This window comes from Dyadobacter sp. CY312 (genome assembly GCF_021390535.1).
Lineage (GTDB): Bacteria > Bacteroidota > Bacteroidia > Cytophagales > Spirosomataceae > Dyadobacter.
This window is the reverse complement of record NZ_JAJUXG010000009.1, coordinates 20,381-38,722: the sequence shown is the minus strand read 5'-3', so window position 1 is coordinate 38,722 and position 18,342 is coordinate 20,381. Positions and strand designations below refer to the sequence as shown.

Sequence of the window (18,342 nt, the reverse complement as noted above, 5' to 3'; positions counted from 1 at the left end):
TTCGTAAAAAATAGAATAAAAAAGAAAGTAAAAGAAAATAACTCTGATCATTTCTAGCCCGGATTACTGCTTATGAAACAATTTCTCTGTATCTTCTTTGCATCGTTGCTGCTTATTGCGGCAGTTCATGCACAAACCGCAACCATAAAAGGCAAGGTGACCGGCACTAACGACAACGAGGCGCTTCCGGGTGTGAGTGTGGTGATAAAAGGCACACAACGTGGTACCACAACGAATGTTGATGGTGCTTTTCAGCTGGAAGTTCAGGATGCTTCAACGGTTCTGGTTTTTAGCTTTGTAGGGTATAAGTCGCTGGAAGAAAAAGTAGGAAATCGTGCAGAAATCGCTGTAAAACTGACGCCTGAGAATAAATCTCTGGAAGAGGTTGTGGTGGTAGGTTACGGTACGCAAAGCAAAAGAGCAGTGACCGGTTCTGTTATTTCTGTTAACTATGACAAATTTAAAGACCGCTCCTTTAGTAATGTTACACAATCACTGGCAGGAAGTTTGCCGGGTGTTAATATTTCACAGTCGCAGGGAGCTCCGGGTTCTTCTCCGGTTATAAAAATAAGAGGGGTAAGTTCAATCACGGCAGGTACCAATCCATTAATAGTGGTTGACGGTGTGCCTTTGGAAAACTTTAACCTGAACCTGATCAATCCGCAGGATATCGAGTCTGTGGAAGTTTTGAAGGATGCATCTTCTGCCGCTATCTACGGTTCGCGTGGATCCAGCGGGGTTATCCTGGTGACAACGAAAATGGGGAAACCGGGAAAAACGAACATCAGTGCAAACGTAGAGTATGGAACCCAGAAAGTGATTCGCCGGGTGAAAATGATGGATGCCCAGCAATACATCTCGACCTATATTGATGCCAAAAACAATGCATGGCTTGCACAGGGAGGCAATGCAAGTGACCCGAACAGCGTGCGCCCGACGACATTGAAAATACCGGAGGATTTTACAAATAACCCACAGCAATTTGGCAAAGGCACTGACTGGCAGGATGTAATGTTCCGCACAGCTCCTTCTGTGAATGCGCAGCTGACGGTTTCCGGTGGTACGGAAAAAACACAGTATATGTTCTCGGGAGCTTATCTGGATCAGACGGCTGTTCTGGACCGAAATTATTACAAACGTTTGTCGATCCGCTCCAATGTAAGAACGCAGGTAAGTAAAAAACTGGCCATTGGCCTGAATTTAGGTGTGACAGCTATTTTTGACAGAACGGAAGGCACGAAAGGGAAAAGTGACGTGATCAGTCTGGGACTTCAGAGTGATCCTATTTTTCCGGTCTACAATGAAAACGGAAATTATGGATTCAGAGACCCCAATTCGACCTGGTTCCGATTTACTTCCTATGCCGATATGAACTTGTGGCATCCTTATTCGCTAACACGCGAGGTAGATAAAGGAAATAAGTCGTTCAATACACTGGGAACCGCTTTTCTTGAATACAATATTCTGGACGATCTGAAATTCCGTACCAGTATCAGCGGTAACCTTTTCAATAACCGTAATAACTTTTACTGGAACGACAAACAAAAATATGGCTACTCGGCTGTGCTTGCGGCACAGGGAAATGCCGGCGATGCGTACATGCTTAACTGGCTGAGCGAGAATACACTGAACTACGACAAAAAGATCGGAGATCATTCATTCACAGGTCTTTTAGGTTATACTATTCAGAAACAGCGTGACGAAACGATGTATGTGGCCGCCAATAATTTCCCAAATGATCTGGTGCATACGCTCAACGCAGGAACGGTTACGGCGGGTAATACCACAGCGAGCGAATGGTCACTTTTGTCGTATCTGGGTCGTGTGCAGTATAATTTTCAAAATAAATATTTTGTTACAGGTGCTATCCGCAGAGACGGGATGTCACGTTTCGGTGAAGATAATAAATGGGGTTATTTCCCTTCTGTTTCAGCTGGCTGGCTGATTTCCGACGAAGGATTCATGGCAGACGCCAAGGCGATCAACAATCTGAAACTACGTGTAAGTTATGGTGTGACAGGAAATAACCAGATCCCTAACTATGGCGCGATCAGTCTTTTAGGCGCTGGTAATTACGTGACCGGAACAAATTTGTCAAACGGATTAAAAGTAAGCGGGCTTGCAAACTCGGGTTTGAAATGGGAAAAAACAAATCAGTTTAACGTAGGTGTCGACCTGGGACTTTATAACAACCGGGTCAATGTTTCGGCTGAATTCTATAATTCCATCACACGTGATATGTTGCTTTATGTTCCGGTTCCGGATATCACAGGATTTTCTTCGCAGCTTTCCAATATTGGTAAAATGCGCAACAGAGGCGTTGAACTAAATATATCCAGCAAAAACATCGTTGGGGAAGCAGGTGGTTTTCAGTGGAACACAGACTTCAATATTTCCAGAAACAAAAACAAGGTTTTGCAGCTCGGGCCAGGAAATGCGCCGATTCAGTATGTTGATAACGTCGTGACTGTGAGAACAGAAGTAGGTCAGCCGGTATCGAATTTCTACGGGTATATTTTTGACGGCGTGTTTAAAAATCAGGGTGAGATCGATGGTTATGCCCATCACGCCAGCACAACGCCCGGTGATCCGAAAGTTAGAGACGTGAACGGCGATGGAAAAATTACCGACGCTGACAGAACGATTATCGGAAATAACCAGCCTGACTTTATCGCCGGGATAACAAACACGGTTTCCTACAAAGGCTTCGAGTTTTCTTTTATGTTCCAGGGATCTTTTGGAGGCGAAATTGCCAACAACAACGTGCGCTATCTGGGAACGTGGGATAATGGCCGGAATTTCTACGCGAACACCATTGATTACTGGCGCTCGGAAAGCAATCCGGGAGATGGAAAACATTTCAAGCCCAATGTCAACTATTTAGGTCTTCAAAAACAATTTTCTTCGTACTGGGTTGAGGATGCATCTTTTGTAAGACTAAGAAATATCCGGATCTCCTACGCGGTACCGTCCAAATGGATCAGCAAACTTTCCATGTCCAGCGCAAGGGTTTATGTAAACGCGGAAAATGTGCATTTGTTCAGCAAATACACAGGCTATGATCCTGAAAACACAACTTACGGAACTACCTCATACAGTAGCAGCACGGAAACTTCTGGTGCTTACAGCAGTGGCAATGCGCCGGTTCCGGGTGCTTTCCAGGGGGTTGACTACGGTTCGTATCCTTTGCCAAGGGTAATCACAGTAGGTATAAAGGCAGATTTTTGATTTGAAAATCCAATTGAAATAGTCAGAGACGAAAGTCTTTTAATCGATAAAACTATGAAAAAAATATCAGGATATCTGGCCGTATTTTGTCTGATGATGACAGGCTGGGGGTGCTCAGACTCGTTTCTCGAACTTGCGCCGGTCTCCAATCCGAACGCAGAAAATTTTTACAAAACCATTGCTGACTTTGACCTTGCTGCCAATGCGGCCTATAATACCCTGTATACGGTTTACAATCCGGAAGGAGCTGTTTCGTATGCAGGAGAGCTGATGGGAGATAATGTCACCATCTACAATATTTCTGGTAATCAGGCAGATAAGTGGCAGTTCAGGGATTATTCCCTGGCCCCAGCCAATACGATGGTGTATCAGTTCTGGCAGGATTTTTATAAATCGCTCTACAACGTTAACATCGTTCTTTCCAAACTCCAAACCGCTGATCTGAATGCTGATTACAAAGCAAAATTACAGGGCGAAATGCTGTTTTTGCGGTCGTTGTATTACTATCAGATGGTACAGATCTGGGGTGATTTGCCAATCGTTACAGCTCCGGTTTCTGCTGCTGAAAGTTATGGTATTCTTCGCTCACCAGCATCAGAGGTTTATGCGCAGATCGTGAAAGATTTGCAGGAAGCAAAAAGCAAATTGCCGCTTGCTGCGGCAGTGGTGACGGGACGTGCATCCAAAGGCGCCGCGCAGACATTACTTGGTAAAGTGTATTTGTCTATGGGCGATAAAACCAACGCGGCCAAGGAGCTGAAAGAAGTGTATGACAGTAATCAATATCAATTGCTGCCATCGTATGCTTCTTTGTGGGACGTAAAAAACAAAAATACAAAAGAATCTCTTTTTGAAGTCCAGTATCTTGGAGGTTCCGCTATCAATCCTTACAGTAATTATTATCTGGTTTTCTTCCCTAATTCCAATGCGCTTGGCTTTTACGGAGCAGGTATGAATCAGGTTGTGAATGATGTTTGGGATGAATATGAAAAAGGTGATTCAAGAAGAGTTGCCTCGATTGATACCGGATTTACAGATGCCAAAGGCAATTTTACCGCAGCCAAATTTCCTAAGAAATGGACTGACAAAACGGCGCCGCTGATCAACCAGTCTATCGCTGCCAATAACAACTTTATCGTTTTGCGTTACGCGGATGTTTTGCTGCTGCTTACAGAAGTGACCGGCGATGTGTCTTACATGAATCAGGTTAGAAAAAGAGTAGGTCTGCCCTTGTACGGTGAAAGCGGCTATCCTGCAAAATATTCCACAGTTGAACTGGCATTGGAGCACGAAAGACGCGTGGAACTCGCTTTTGAATTTCACAGGTGGTTTGATTTAAAACGTACCAATCGCGCTTTGTCGGTTTTAACCGCAAAAGGAAAAAAAGTAAGTCAGGAAAAACTGCTTTTACCCATTCCTAATATCGTTCGCGATCAAAACAACAAGATCACTCAGAATACCGGGTATTGAGCCACTTGGTTACCAGGGAGTTAAAGGGTTGATCGACTCTTTAACTCACTGGCTTTTCATTTAAATCATTATTGCTATTACAATGATCAGCGTTATGTCTGTGAGAATTTTTTCGTTTCCATGCGTATTTGTTTTTCTTCTTTTTCTTTCGGCGTTAACAGGATGTCAAAATAAAAAAACAGAAGAAACAGGTTTGGAACAAAAGCTTCGTATTTCAGAGAACAAAAGGTTCTTTATGGACGAAAATGGAAAACCGTTTTTCTGGCTTGGTGATACGGGCTGGCTGTTATTCAGCAAACTGGATCGGGAAGAGGCGGTTAAATATCTGGACGACAGACAGAAAAAAGGTTTCAATGTGGTGCAGGTGATGTTGCTCCATTCTCTTTCACTGGTGGATGCCTATGGAGATTCGGCGTTGGTCAACAAAAATGTTGCGACTCCTTATATTAAAGAGGGTAATTCACTGACTGATCCGACACAGTATGATTATTGGGATCATGTTGATTTTGTGATCGATGAGGCAGCTAAAAGAGGAATTTATATGGCTATGGTTCCTGTTTGGGGAGCAAATGTAAAATCGGGTCGCGTAAAAAGAGCGGATGCAAGCACCTACGCGACATGGATTGCCAGGCGATATAAGGACAAACCAAATATCATCTGGCTCAACGGAGGAGATGTTATGGGAACGGATTCAACGGAAACATGGAAGGGGATCGGTAAAGCTTTGAAGGCAAATGACCCTAACCATCTGGTTACTTTTCACCCTTTTGGCCGCAGACAATCTTCTACCTGGTTTCATAGCGAGCCTTGGATGGATTTCAATATGTTTCAGTCGGGGCACCGCGATTATGCGCAGGATATCGATTCCAGCAGCTTGAAGTATGGTGAGGACAACTGGCGGTACTTACAGGATGATTATGCAAGAACGCCCACAAAACCAACTCTGGACGGAGAGCCTTCCTACGAAGGAATTCCGCATGGCCTTCATGATCCCAAACAGCCTTTGTGGACAGCAGATGATCTGCGTCGTTATGGATACTGGTCTGTTTTTGCCGGCGGAAGTGGTTTTACCTATGGAAACAGCGGGGTAATGCAAATGCTGAAACCGAAGGATTCGGCAGAGGCCGTTTCATACGGAACAAAGGCTTACTGGTATGACGCCATCCATGCGCCGGGAGCATCACAGATGATTTTCCTGAAAGATCTTATGCTCTCAAAGCCTTATTTTGAAAGAGTTCCGGACCAGTCGCTGGTTGCTGAAAACGGAGAGAAATATGACCGGGTGATAGCGACACGAGGTGAAAACTATGCCTTTCTGTATACCTACACCGGAAAGAATTTTAAAGTGAATATGGGTAAAATTAAAGGAGATAAAGTGCAGGCATCCTGGTATAATCCCCGTGACGGAAAAAGTACTGTTATCGGAGAACTTGAAAATAATGGTGTGAAAGAATTTGACTCGCCGGGGGAAGTGAGAAACGGAAATGACTGGGTTCTGGTGCTGGGAAAATAAAAATAATTCGTTGATGATAACTATCGAAGTATGATGCATTTCAGGTTTTATAAGGTTTTAATGTGCGTTCAGTTATTGGGCTTTGGCATCGTTCAGGCGCAGGATACGATCCGGTATGCCGCAAGCACGCTTGTCAATGTCGATTATCACCACGGCCAGTTAAGTCCTGCGATCGGCGTACATTCTATTCAGACACTTCGTGTGAACCGTGATAATAAAGAAACCGGTTTCGGGTGGACGTACAACCACGCGCCGATGCTGGCCTATTGGAATAATACTTTTTACCTGAACTACCTGAGCAACCCGGTAGGGGAGCATGTGCCGCCCGGACAAACGTTGCTTCAAACGTCATCGGATGGTAATACATGGTCGAAGCCGCAGATTATTTTCCCGCCGTATAAAATTCCGGATGGTACTACCAAAAAGGATTATCCGGGTGTAGCCAAAAATCTCTATGCCGTTATGCATCAGCGGATGGGATTTTTTGTTTCAAAAAGCAACAGACTTTTAACGCTGGGATTTTACGGAATTGCCCTGGATGCAAAGGATGATCCGAACGACGGAAATGGTATCGGGCGGGTGGTCAGGGAGATTTTTAAAGATGGGAAACTGGGTCCGATTTATTTTATCCGTCACAATGAATCCTGGAAACAGAAATCGGAATATCCATTATACACGACAAGTAAAGACAAAGATTTTATAGCCGCCTGCGATGAATTGCTGGCGAATAAGCTGATGACGCAGCAATGGGTTGAAGAGGCGGACAGGATCGATCCAATAATCTCATTAAAAGGAGAATACAAAGCATTTAGTTATTATCATTTACCGGACGGAAGGGTTGTCGGGCTTTGGAAAAATGCGTTGACCAGCATAAGTAAAGATGATGGTGCATCCTGGCTTTATCGCCCGAAAAGAGCGCCGGGGTTTGTAAACAGTAATGCCAAGATCTGGGGACAGAAAACATCGGACGGAAAATATGTGACGGTTTATAATCCCTCAGAATTCCGGTGGCCGCTGGCATTATCGGTTAGCGATGATGGGCTTACCTATAAGAATCTGTTACTGGTAAACGGTGAAATTACATCCATGCGCTATGGTGGCAATTACAAATCTTACGGTCCGCAATATGTTCGGGGAATTGAAGAAGGAAACGGAATCCCCCCGGATAAAAAACTTTGGGTAACATACAGCATGAACAAGGAAGATATCTGGGTGTCTTCCATCCCGGTGCCGGTCAAAGAAAAAGCGGATGGTCAGGCAGACGACGATTTTGAAAAATTACCGGCTGGGAGAGAACTGGATTCATGGAATATTTATAGTCCGGCATGGGCACCGGTGAAAGTTGAAAAAGCAACCGGCGGTACAAAAGTGTTAACGCTGAAAGATTTTGATCCCTTCGATTATGCCAAAGCCGAACGGGTTATTCCTGCAACCAAAAAACTGAACGTTGTTTTTTCTGTAATTCCGCAGCAAAACAAACACGGCCTGCTTGATATCGAATTTCAGGATACAAAGGGAACGCCGGGCATACGTTTGTCCTTCGATTCAACCGGTGTTTTCAGGACCAAAGCCGGGTATAGAAATAAAACATTGATGAAGTATGCAGCGGGTGAAGAGTATAAAATCAGTGTCAGTCTGAATACCGAAACCCGGCTTTATTCCGTGACGGTTAACGGAAAAGATACCGGCAACAATATTCTTTTTGCGCCTTTGGAAAGTGTGGAACGTATCGTTTTCAGAACAGGGGAAGTTCGCCGTTTCCCGAATGCCGATACGCCGACGGATCAAATGTATGATTTGAAAAATACCGAAAAAAAAGCAGAAAAAGCTGAATATTACATTAAGTCGCTGAAAACGAAGAGTTATTGATTTAAGATATATAGCAAACTACTGATGGTATTGAAAATGCAACGCAATAAATTCATTTTTTCGCTCATACTGCTGACTGGATTATTGGCGAGTGACATGCTTTTCGCACAAGGGAAAGCGACATGGATCTGGTATCCGGGTGATTATGAAATATGGCTGGGAAATAATATGCAAAACCGGCGCACGGAGCGTGGTTCATTTCTTCCGCCATTCTGGAAATATGACAGTCATTTTATCATGGTAGACTATTCCAAAGAGTTTGATCTGAAAGAGCCGGAAGAAATCGAAATTTATACAGAGGGAGATTATAATGTAAAAATCAATAGCAATCTGATTCATGGAACCCCTAAAAAACTATTGATTCCTGCTGGAAAGCAAAAGCTTAATTTCAAGGTTTATGCGCAGGACAGGGTTCCGGCCCTGTTTGTAAAAGGAAAAACGATCGTATCCGATGCGAGCTGGAAAGTAACGAACGAAGATAAAGAGTGGATCGATGAATCCGGGAAAGTATCGGATGTTTCAGGTACCAAGTATTTATTGGCCGGCAGCTGGAATTTTGAAAACCCGCTGTCTCCGCCGTCGAAATTCAAATTGCCGACGGAGCCTCAGGCAGCTGTTTCGGTTATCAAAACTGAGAATTCGTGGCTGGTGGATTTCGGTAAAGAAACTTTCGGATTTGTAAAACTGCATGGACTGAAAGGAAAGGGAAAAGCGACACTTTATTACGGGGAATCCAAAGAGGAAGCGCTGGGAATTAAAACCTGCGAGACGCTCGATGATCTCGAAATAAATAATGCAACGGCCAAAGATACAACCCTTACTGGTTCGCGTGCTTTCCGGTTTGTGAATATTCATTTTGATGCCGGAATCAATTTCGAGTCGGTTTCCATGTTGTATGAATTTTTGCCTGTCGCAGACCGTGGCGCTTTTAAAAGTTCTGATGAGCAGTTAAACAAGATTTGGGAAGTATCAAAATATACACTTCATCTTAACACGCGTGAGTTTTTTATTGACGGAATCAAGCGTGACCGCTGGATCTGGTCTGGCGATGCCTATCAGAGTTATCTGATGAATTATTACCTGCTCTTTGATTCTCCATCCGTGACCCGTACGCTGCTCGCAAACCGCGGGAAGGATCCTGTGACCAGTCATGTCAATACCATCATGGATTACACTTTTTACTGGTTCATGGGGATTTATGATTACTATTTGTATTCGGGAGATAAACTTTTTATCCAGCAATTTTACCCTCGTATGCAAAGTCTGATGGATTTTTGCCTGTCGCGGAGAAATAAGGATGGCTTGCTTGAAGGACAAACCGGCGACTGGGTTTTTATTGACTGGGCCGATGGGTTGAGCAAAAAGGGAGAGGTGAGTTTTGAGCAGCTTTTGTTTTGCCGAAGTCTTGAAGCGATGGCGCTTTGTGCCAATATAGCCGGAGATAAAGAATCTGCTGTTAAATACACCGACCTGGCGAAGGATCTTAAAGCCAAACTTTTTTCAATTTACTGGAATGAAGACAAAAGCGCTCTCGTGCATAGCCGGGTGGATGGTGTGCAAACCGAAAATGTAACACGTTACGCCAATATGTTCGGTATTTTCTTCGATTATTTCAACGAAGCCCAAAAACAGGCTGTCAAAAAGAATGTGCTTTTGAACGATAAAGTACAGAAAATAACTACGCCTTATATGCGGTTTTACGAGCTGGAAGCGCTTTGTGCGATGGGAGAGCAGGCGTTGGTTTTAAAAGAAATGAAGGAATATTGGGGTGGAATGCTCAATCTGGGTGCCACATCATTTTGGGAAAAATACGATCCAAATGAAAGTGGTGCACAGCATTATGCCATGTACGGCCGGGAGTTTGGCAAAAGCCTATGCCACGCCTGGGGTGCAAGCCCCATCTATCTTTTGGGAAAATATTATCTGGGTGTAAAACCGACTTCGGCCGCTTATGCTGCGTATTCCATTGAGCCGGTTCTAGGCGGTTTGCAATGGATGGAGGGTAAAGTGCCCACGGGCGACGGAGATATTTCTGTGTATTGCAGTACCAAAGAAATCAGAGTAAAAGGAGATACCGGAACCGGAACGCTGCGGTTTAAAAGTAAAACAAAACCGGTAAGCAAAGGAAATATGGTGCGTGATTTGGGAAATGATATGTTCGAAATGACGGTGGAAAAGGGAAAAGAATATGTGGTGAAGTATAGTGCCAAATAATTTCAAATACAGTTTCAGCTGAAAGCGATTATGAATTATAATAGATCAAAAATTATCCTGGTTGCTTTTGTTTGCACATTTCTGGCTACTCAGGAAAGTATCGGACAAGGGAAAGGCCTTCTGAATACATCAAAAAGTTCTTTTGCGAAATTGCAGAGTACGGATCTGGATGCCGTGCAATGGACGCAAGGTTTTTGGGCTGACCGCTTCAAGGTTTGTAAAGAAACGATGGTGCCGGATTTATGGAAAACGTACACAGATCCGGAGCTGAGTCATTCGTTCAGGAACTTTGAAATTGCGGCTGGTCTGAAAGAAGGAAAGTTTAAGGGACCGTCTTTTCACGACGGTGACTTTTACAAAACCTTCGAAGCTGTTGCCAGTATGTATGCGGTTACAAAGGATAAGAAACTGGATGAAATTATGGATCATGCCATCTCGGTGATTTCCAAAGCACAGCGCGAGGATGGTTATATCTACACCAAAGCGATTATCGAGCAAAAGCAAAAAGGTGATGCCAAAATGTTTGAAGACCGCCTGAGTTTTGAGGCTTATAACTTCGGACACCTGATGACCGCCGCCTGTGTGCATTACCGCGCCACAGGAAAAACGACATTGCTGAACATTGCCACGAAAGCGGCCGATTTTCTGATCGGTTTTTATAACAATGCCTCGGATGAGCAAGCGCGCAACGCGATTTGTCCGGCGCATTACATGGGGCTTTCTGAGTTATACCGCACTACGAACGACCAGAAATACCTTACGCTGGTAAGACATTTGATCGCCATCAAAGGAGCAACGGAAGGCACGGATGATAATCAGGACAGAATTCCGTTTTTGAAGCAGACCAAAGTAATGGGACACGCTGTGCGGGCAAATTATCTTTTTGCCGGCGTTGCCGATGTGTACGCCGAAACGGGAGATCCGGCCTTATTGTCGCAGCTGGACGTGATGTGGGACGATGTGACGCAGCATAAAATGTATGTTACCGGTGGCTGCGGATCGCTTTACGACGGAGTGTCACCGGATGGTACTTCTTATAAAACGAACGACGTCCAGAAAATACACCAGGCTTATGGACGCGACTTTCAACTTCCCAATTTCACTGCGCATAATGAAACGTGTGCCAACATCGGCAATGTGCTCTGGAACTGGCGCATGCTGCAAATTACCGGCGAGGCCAAATACGCGGATATCGTGGAACTGGCTTTGTACAACAGCGTTTTGTCAGGAATCAGCCTGAGCGGAGATAAGTTTTTATACACCAATCCTCTGAGTTATTCGGATGCTCTGCCTTTCGCACAGCGCTGGTCGAAAGATCGTCAGCATTACATTGGTTTGTCAAATTGCTGTCCGCCGAATACCGTGCGCACCATTGCCGAGGTGAGTCAGTATGCGTATAGTATTTCGGATAAAGGTTTGTATTTCAATTTGTACGGTGGAAATAATCTGCACACAGTACTCAAAAACGGAGCCGCCGTAAAACTTTCGCAAACCACAGAATATCCCTGGGATGGAAAAGTTAGCATCAAATTTGAAGAATCCCCGAAAGAAGCATTTTCTGTATTTCTACGGATTCCGGGATGGTGCAGTGATGCAAAAGTATTGGTAAATGGAAAAAGCGAGTCGTTGAAACTGGTTGCCGGGGAATATGCAGAGATTAAGAAAACCTGGAAAGCAGGAGACAAAATTGAACTGATAATGCCCATGCCGGTACGGTTAATTGAGTCCAATCCGCTGGTGGAAGAAACCCGGAATCAGGTAGCGGTTAAACGCGGCCCCGTGGTTTACTGTCTTGAATCAACAGATCTTCCCAAAGGAAAAACAATTTTCGATGTGGCGATTCCGGCTAAAAATAACCTGAAACCATTTTCTCTGACCATTGAAAACAGTCCGATTACAGGATTGGAAGGCCAGGCTGTATTGGTCGATAACTCAAATTGGAGCAAGAAGTTATACCGCGAAGTTTCCTCCGAAACTCCAAAAACAATTCCGGTTCGTCTGGTTCCTTATTACGCCTGGGGTAACCGCGGGCACAACGATATGTCTGTCTGGCTGCCTCTTGCAAGATAAATGTCAGACGTTGTTCAATAATAGAAACGGATCAATATCCAGAATCGAAATCTCAACATGTTTTCAAAAACTAAAATATTACTGCCTCTTTTAATTGGTATTTTTCTTGTTCAGGATCGGTTGTTTGCCCAGCAGGTTTACGAACCCAACTGGCCTTCACTTGAAAAGCATAAGGAAGTACCGGACTGGATAAGGGACGCGAAATTTGGCATTTATTGTCATTGGGGGGTGTATGCCGTTCCTGCTTACAATAATGAGCACTACATCCAGCACATGCATAACGACAGCCCGGATTATTCAAAACTGGGAACTTACAAGCGGCATCTGGCCATGTATGGCCCGTTGGAAAAATTCGACTACCATGATTTTATACCGATGTTCAAAGGCGAGAAGTTCAACGCAGACGAATGGGCGGATTTGTTTGTCAAAGGTGGTGCACGGTTTGCCGGTCCGGTTGCCGAACATCATGATGGTTTTGCGATGTGGGATAGTGAGTTGACTCCTTTCAATGCAAAGGATATGGGTCCCAAACGGGATGTGGTAGGAGAGCTGGAAAAGTCGATACGCAGGCGGGGGATGAAATTTTTCACCTCACTTCATCATGAATTGAACTATACCAATGTGAAGATGAAGCCGGGCTGGGCAGGAAGTGACCCGAAATATGCCAAACTCTATGGCTCTACCATGAAAAAAGAGGAGTGGGAGAAAATGTGGATGGATAAATGTAACGAGCTGATCGACAAGTATCATCCGGATATTATCTACCATGATGCCTGGCTTGAACAGGTTCCGGTTAAAAATATTCAGACTTATCTGGCGCATTATTTCAACGAAGCGGAAAAAAGAAAACAGGACGTTATCGTCACATACAAGGGAGAGGATATTCCTGCGGGTGTGGGAATGGAAGATCATGAAAATTCAAATCCCGGGAAAATCATTGCAAAGCCCTGGTTATGTGATTATTCCATCGGAACGGGTTTGTCTTATTCATGGGGATATACCGAAGGCATGGAGATCCGCCCGGCAAAAGAAATCATTCATACGCTTATTGAGGTCGTGAGTAAAAACGGTCAGATGCTCCTGAATCTTTCTCCAAAAGCAGATGGAACATTTCCGGACGATCAGAAAGAAGTAGTATACAAGGTTGGCCGCTGGATGTGGTCATTCGGTGAAGCACTTTACGAAACGCGTCCTTTTTCCGTTTTTGGCGAAACTACCGATACAAAACAGAAAGTTTATTTCACCCAAAAAGGAAAGACAGTGTATGCGACTTTCCTGGAATGGCCCGGAGATAATGCCGCTGTGACTTTAAAACAGGTGACTAAAAAATCATTGGATGGAAATGTGAAATCCGTCAACCTGCTCGGCTTGAAAAATCTCGTAAAATGTGAAAACCAATTGACTGCCAACGGATTGAAATTTACAATTCCAGCTAAAACCAGAGTACCATCCGATATCGCTTATGTCTTCAAAATTGAAACGGAATAAAAACCTGTTCTTTCTTTTCTTGTGCCTTTGCCACCTGGCTTTGGCACAGCCTCAAACAAAAATACCGGTATGGAAAGAAGCCGCATTTGAAATGGTCGGTCAGCAGTATGGCACCTACAAAACGGCTGATCTGGGCCATGTTTTTTTAGGAAAGAAAAACTGTATTGTTCGTGTAGCGCCTGAGCTTGACGGCATCACAGGTATCAAACTTCCATTGGAGAATCAGGATGGACAGATTATACTGAAATTAAAGGAGCCGGCAAAAATTCTGGTTGGATTTTTTCACGAAACACCTTCTCAAAAAATTCCTGCAAATGCGGAGAAAATTCTTGCGAAAGGAGTTACGATTACCGGAATGCCACCGGTGGATGTATATGCTATTCCTTATAAAAAGGGAGTGCAAACGATAAAATTAAATATCGGTCAGCCTTATGTTTTACTGGGTGTAGTTCAAAACAAACAGATTCTATCACCCCGAAATGTCGATTTTCCTGACGGGCGGGAATGGGAACCTTATGTAGTGGAAGGATTTTCTGAGAAAAAAGCTTTGTTCGAAATTCTCGGTGGACAAAATGATCCGGTGGTGGATCAGAAAAGTCCGGGTGCGGAAGCAATACAAGGTGGCTTTGAAGGAGGTGCTATGGTAAAGGTCGGAGCTGTTTATCACATGTTTCCAACCGAAAGAGCTGGCGAAATCGGGCAGCCTTCAAAATATGACAGAATCAAAACCAGAATCGGACACTGGACCAGCGGGGATGCGATTCACTGGAAAAGGCAATCGACCGTTTACCAGGCCAGCGGTACGTATGCTATTACCCGTGATGACAATCCGCTGAATGACAGGCGCGCCGCTCTATGGTCGTTTATGCCGGTTTTTAATAAAGAAACGAACCGATGGAATGGTTTCTATCTTGCCTATGTCTGCGACGAAGAAACGAGTCCCAATCATTCTTTTGGCAGAATATGGAGAAGTGAATCCGAAAAGGAAGGCATGGAAGGTGTGGGTGGACCTTATCGTGATTTGGGAATCGTGATGGAGCCGGGCTGGGATTCGCAGCTTTGGGAGGGGCGGCAAGGTGTTGATTCATTTTTTCCTTTTAAAGTGGGAAATCAGTGGCTGAGCTTTTATGGCGGCGCCTATCCGTATGAAAAAAGAGATGATTATCCGACAAAAATGGGAAAGGGCTGGTTTGTAGGATTGGCTAAATCGGATAAGCTGGAAGGACCCTGGACACGGATGGACACCACTATAAATCCTATCCGTTCCATGCATCCGTGGTTTATCGAAAACCCGATCGTAAGTCAGTTGCCGGACAGTACCTACATAGCCATGTTTGACGGAGGGCCGGATGATTGGGGACATCATTTGCCCAATATGTTTGGTTATTCTTTGTCAAAAGATGGGATCACTTGGACCGAAGCACATTATTTTCCGATTCATACAAAAGTGAAAAAGTGGTGGGATATTATGCGTACACCTCTGGGAATCATTCCGGAAGGGAATAATGAATACACCATTGTATACGCAGCCATTGATAAATCGAAACGGTTCCATCCGATGGGTATGGTAAAAGTAAAATTAAATACGGAAGTGCTGTCTGAGAGGAGAAAAGAATTGAAGTGAAAATTGATGTCAAGAATTAAAAATATACCATGAAAAGATTTTTGTTAAATACGCTTTTAATCCTGGCAGCAACCTTTACGATCCGGACTTATGCAGCAACGCCGGTCTCGATTTATACAGCGAAGAATGCAAATAACCGGGTGATTTTCGGGGCGGAAAATTTAAAGAAATCGCTGGACTTATCCGGCTATCAGGCAACGATTCTGCATTTACCAGCAAAATCGTCGAAAGGCATTACAATTACGATCGGTCTGTACGGTGATGCTGAAATACTGAATAAAGCCAAAAGTCTTAAAATCGATCTGGGTAAAATTCCGGGAAAAGAAGGATTTGAAATGCACTCTTCCGGGCAGGATATTCTCATTGCCGGCGCCGATCATTCGGGCGTGCTTTACGGTTGTTTTGAATTATCAGAACAAATTAAAAAGGAAGGTAAAATCCCTGAAACTATTTCGATTACAGACCAGCCGGAAATGGTTTTGCGGGGTGCCTGCATCGGTGTCCAGAAACCTTATTATCTGCCGGGAAGAACCGTGTATGAATATCCCTACACGCCCGAAAACTTTCCCTGGTTTTATGATAAAGCACTGTGGATAAAGTATCTGGATATGATGGCCGAAAACCGGATGAATTCACTGTATTTGTGGAATGGTCATCCGTTTGCTTCTTTGGTGAAACTGAAAGACTATCCCTATGCACTGGAAGTGGATGAGCAGACTTTCGCAAAAAATAAAGAAATGTTCAGTTTCCTGACGAAAGAAGCGGATAAACGGGGAATCTGGGTGATCCAGATGTTTTATAATATCATCGTTTCAAAACCTTTTGCTGAAAAACATAACATCAAAACCCAGGATCGGAAACGTCCCATTACACCCTTAATCGCTGATTATACCAGAAAATCCATCGCTGCATTTGTTGAAAAATATCCGAATGTGGGTTTGCTGATAACATTGGGTGAGGCAATGGAAGGTGATGATACGGATGTGGAATGGTTTACAAAAACGATTTTACCGGGTGTAAAAGATGGCTTGACTGCATTGGGCACGACCGTTCAGCCGCCGGTCGTTTTGAGGGGGCATGATACCAACCCGCAGCTGGTCATGAAAGCGTCACTGCCGCTGTACAAGAATTTGTATACGATGAACAAGTATAATGGCGAAGCCCTGACTACTTATCAGCCGCGTGGGCCGTGGGCGCAAATGCACCGGGAAATGAGCGAACTTGGATCTACACATATTGATAATGTTCATATTCTGGCAAATCTGGAACCTTTCAGATACGGTTCTGCCGACTTTATTCAGAAAAGTGTGCAGGCAATGCATGATGTGCACGGAGCTAACGGACTACACTTATATCCCGAAGCATCGTACTGGGACTGGCCGTACACCGCAGATAACGTGACGCCGCGGCAGCTGCAAATCGATCGGGACTGGGTTTGGTACAAAGCCTGGGCAAGATATGCCTGGAATTGCAGACGTGAGAGAACCGAAGAAGTTTCTTATTGGTCTAAACAATTAAATGATGATTTTGGCTGTGATAATTGTGGGGAAAATGTTTTGGAAGCCTATGAGCAGGCAGGTGAAATAGCGCCAAAACTTTTGCGGCGGTTTGGAATAACCAATGGAAACCGCCAAACGATGACACTGGGTATGACCATGAGCCAGCTTGTGAATCCTTATAAGTACCGTGTCTGGCCGGAGCTTTATAATTCGGATGGACCTGATGGTGAAAAGCTGGTGGACTACGTTGAAAAAGAATGGAAGAAAGAAAAACATTCGGGTGAAACACCTGTGCAGATTATTGACGAGGTTGTCAGCCATGGCAAATTATCTACGGAGGCTATTGCCAAGGCGACACCGTTGGTGACAAAAAATAAAGAAGAATTTAACCGCGTCAGCAATGATATGTATTGCAACCAGGCACTGGCCGATTTTTTCTATGAGAAAGTAAAAGCGGCCGAACTGGTTTTGAGGTATAAATACTCCAATGATATTAAAGATTTGGAAAAGGCACTTCCGCATCTTGAAAGAAGTGTAAAACACTACCAGAAGCTCGCCGAACTTACAAAAGATACTTATTTGTATGCCAACAGTATGCAAACTGCACAAAGGCGGGTGCCGGTAGGAGGTGACGATGGGAAAAATAAGACCTGGGTTGAGCTGCTACCGTTTTATCAGAAAGAACTGGATCTTTTCAGAGCCAATATCGCTTCGTTGAAAAGTGGTAAGAGTCTTAAGCTCACGGATCATCAATCAGTTAAGCAAGCAGAGGTAACTTTTGCTGATAAGGGTACAAGATTCTATTCTTTGGAAAAAGGCCAAAAAGTGTTTCAGGACAAAGCATCGGAGTTGACCGAAGTATCCGATGTTTTGCAACCATTAAAAGGAATACAACTTGGCGCAGAGGATCAGAAGAAAAAGCAGACCATCATCCGTTTTCATAATGAAAAACCTGTAAAAGTGCTGGTCGGTTATTTTCAGAGTAAAGAAAAAACGTTTCTTGCTCCTCCGAATCTGGAAACGGATGCCAGTGCCAACGATTATGGACAAGCGGAAGTAAGAATTACGGGCGCGGTAAAATTATCAGATCTGCCAGAAGTTAATGTTCATACCTATACTTTCAAACCGGGAGACAATACGCTGGTTTTGGGTAAAGGCCAAGTGCTGGTACTTGGTTTTGTTAATGCGGATCAGGAAATTAAAGCTGCCGTAAAGGATAACGGACAAGGAAAAGGCGGCAAAGAGCTCGATGGGTTATTTGAATAATTCGTATCGGTAACATTGTGACAGATAATTAAAGTAACTGCGGGTTTCCATGTTTTGGGAAAACGTAGTTACTTTTATGTTTAACAATATTTCCCCCACTA

9 protein-coding genes are annotated in these 18,342 nt (G+C 44.1%); all 9 read left to right on the top strand.

Annotation, left to right across the window (positions count from 1 at the left end):
* The first annotated feature begins 72 nt into the window (after window positions 1-72).
* The 9 genes from LZG71_RS13295 to LZG71_RS13255 all read left to right on the top strand — a co-directional run bounded on the left by LZG71_RS13295 (window position 73) and on the right by LZG71_RS13255 (window position 18,241).
* Entirely contained in the window at window positions 73-3,228 is a 3,156-nt protein-coding gene (locus LZG71_RS13295) for a TonB-dependent receptor (protein ID WP_233821113.1), read from the top strand.
* Window positions 3,229-3,282: 54 nt separating this feature from the next.
* Window positions 3,283-4,698 carry a RagB/SusD family nutrient uptake outer membrane protein gene (locus LZG71_RS13290; RefSeq protein WP_233821112.1) on the top strand — a complete coding sequence of 472 codons (1,416 nt, stop codon included), beginning with the start codon at window positions 3,283-3,285 and terminating at the stop codon, window positions 4,696-4,698.
* A gap of 94 nt (window positions 4,699-4,792) precedes the next feature.
* The gene (locus tag LZG71_RS13285) at window positions 4,793-6,211 is read left to right on the top strand and encodes a glycoside hydrolase family 140 protein (protein WP_233821111.1); all 1,419 of its coding nucleotides are present in this window, start codon (window positions 4,793-4,795) and stop codon (window positions 6,209-6,211) included.
* 60 nt (window positions 6,212-6,271) lie between these two features.
* On the top strand, window positions 6,272-8,080 hold the full coding sequence (locus LZG71_RS13280) for an exo-alpha-sialidase (protein ID WP_233821110.1): 1,809 nt from the start codon (window positions 6,272-6,274) through the stop codon (window positions 8,078-8,080).
* Between the two features lie 36 nt (window positions 8,081-8,116).
* Window positions 8,117-10,294, top strand: a complete 2,178-nt coding sequence (locus tag LZG71_RS13275) for an alpha-rhamnosidase (protein ID WP_233821109.1) — start codon at window positions 8,117-8,119, stop codon at window positions 10,292-10,294.
* A gap of 30 nt (window positions 10,295-10,324) precedes the next feature.
* Window positions 10,325-12,364 carry a glycoside hydrolase family 127 protein gene (locus LZG71_RS13270; RefSeq protein WP_233821108.1) on the top strand — a complete coding sequence of 680 codons (2,040 nt, stop codon included), beginning with the start codon at window positions 10,325-10,327 and terminating at the stop codon, window positions 12,362-12,364.
* 57 nt (window positions 12,365-12,421) lie between these two features.
* Entirely contained in the window at window positions 12,422-13,852 is a 1,431-nt protein-coding gene (locus LZG71_RS13265) for an alpha-L-fucosidase (RefSeq protein ID WP_233821107.1), read from the top strand.
* Window positions 13,839-15,476, top strand: coding sequence for a hypothetical protein (locus tag LZG71_RS13260; protein WP_233821106.1), 1,638 nt, complete (start codon window positions 13,839-13,841; stop codon window positions 15,474-15,476). The genes LZG71_RS13265 and LZG71_RS13260 overlap by 14 nt, the downstream gene beginning before the upstream one ends.
* A gap of 29 nt (window positions 15,477-15,505) precedes the next feature.
* Window positions 15,506-18,241 carry an alpha-glucuronidase family glycosyl hydrolase gene (locus LZG71_RS13255; protein WP_233821105.1) on the top strand — a complete coding sequence of 912 codons (2,736 nt, stop codon included), beginning with the start codon at window positions 15,506-15,508 and terminating at the stop codon, window positions 18,239-18,241.
* Window positions 18,242-18,342 lie beyond the last annotated feature (101 nt).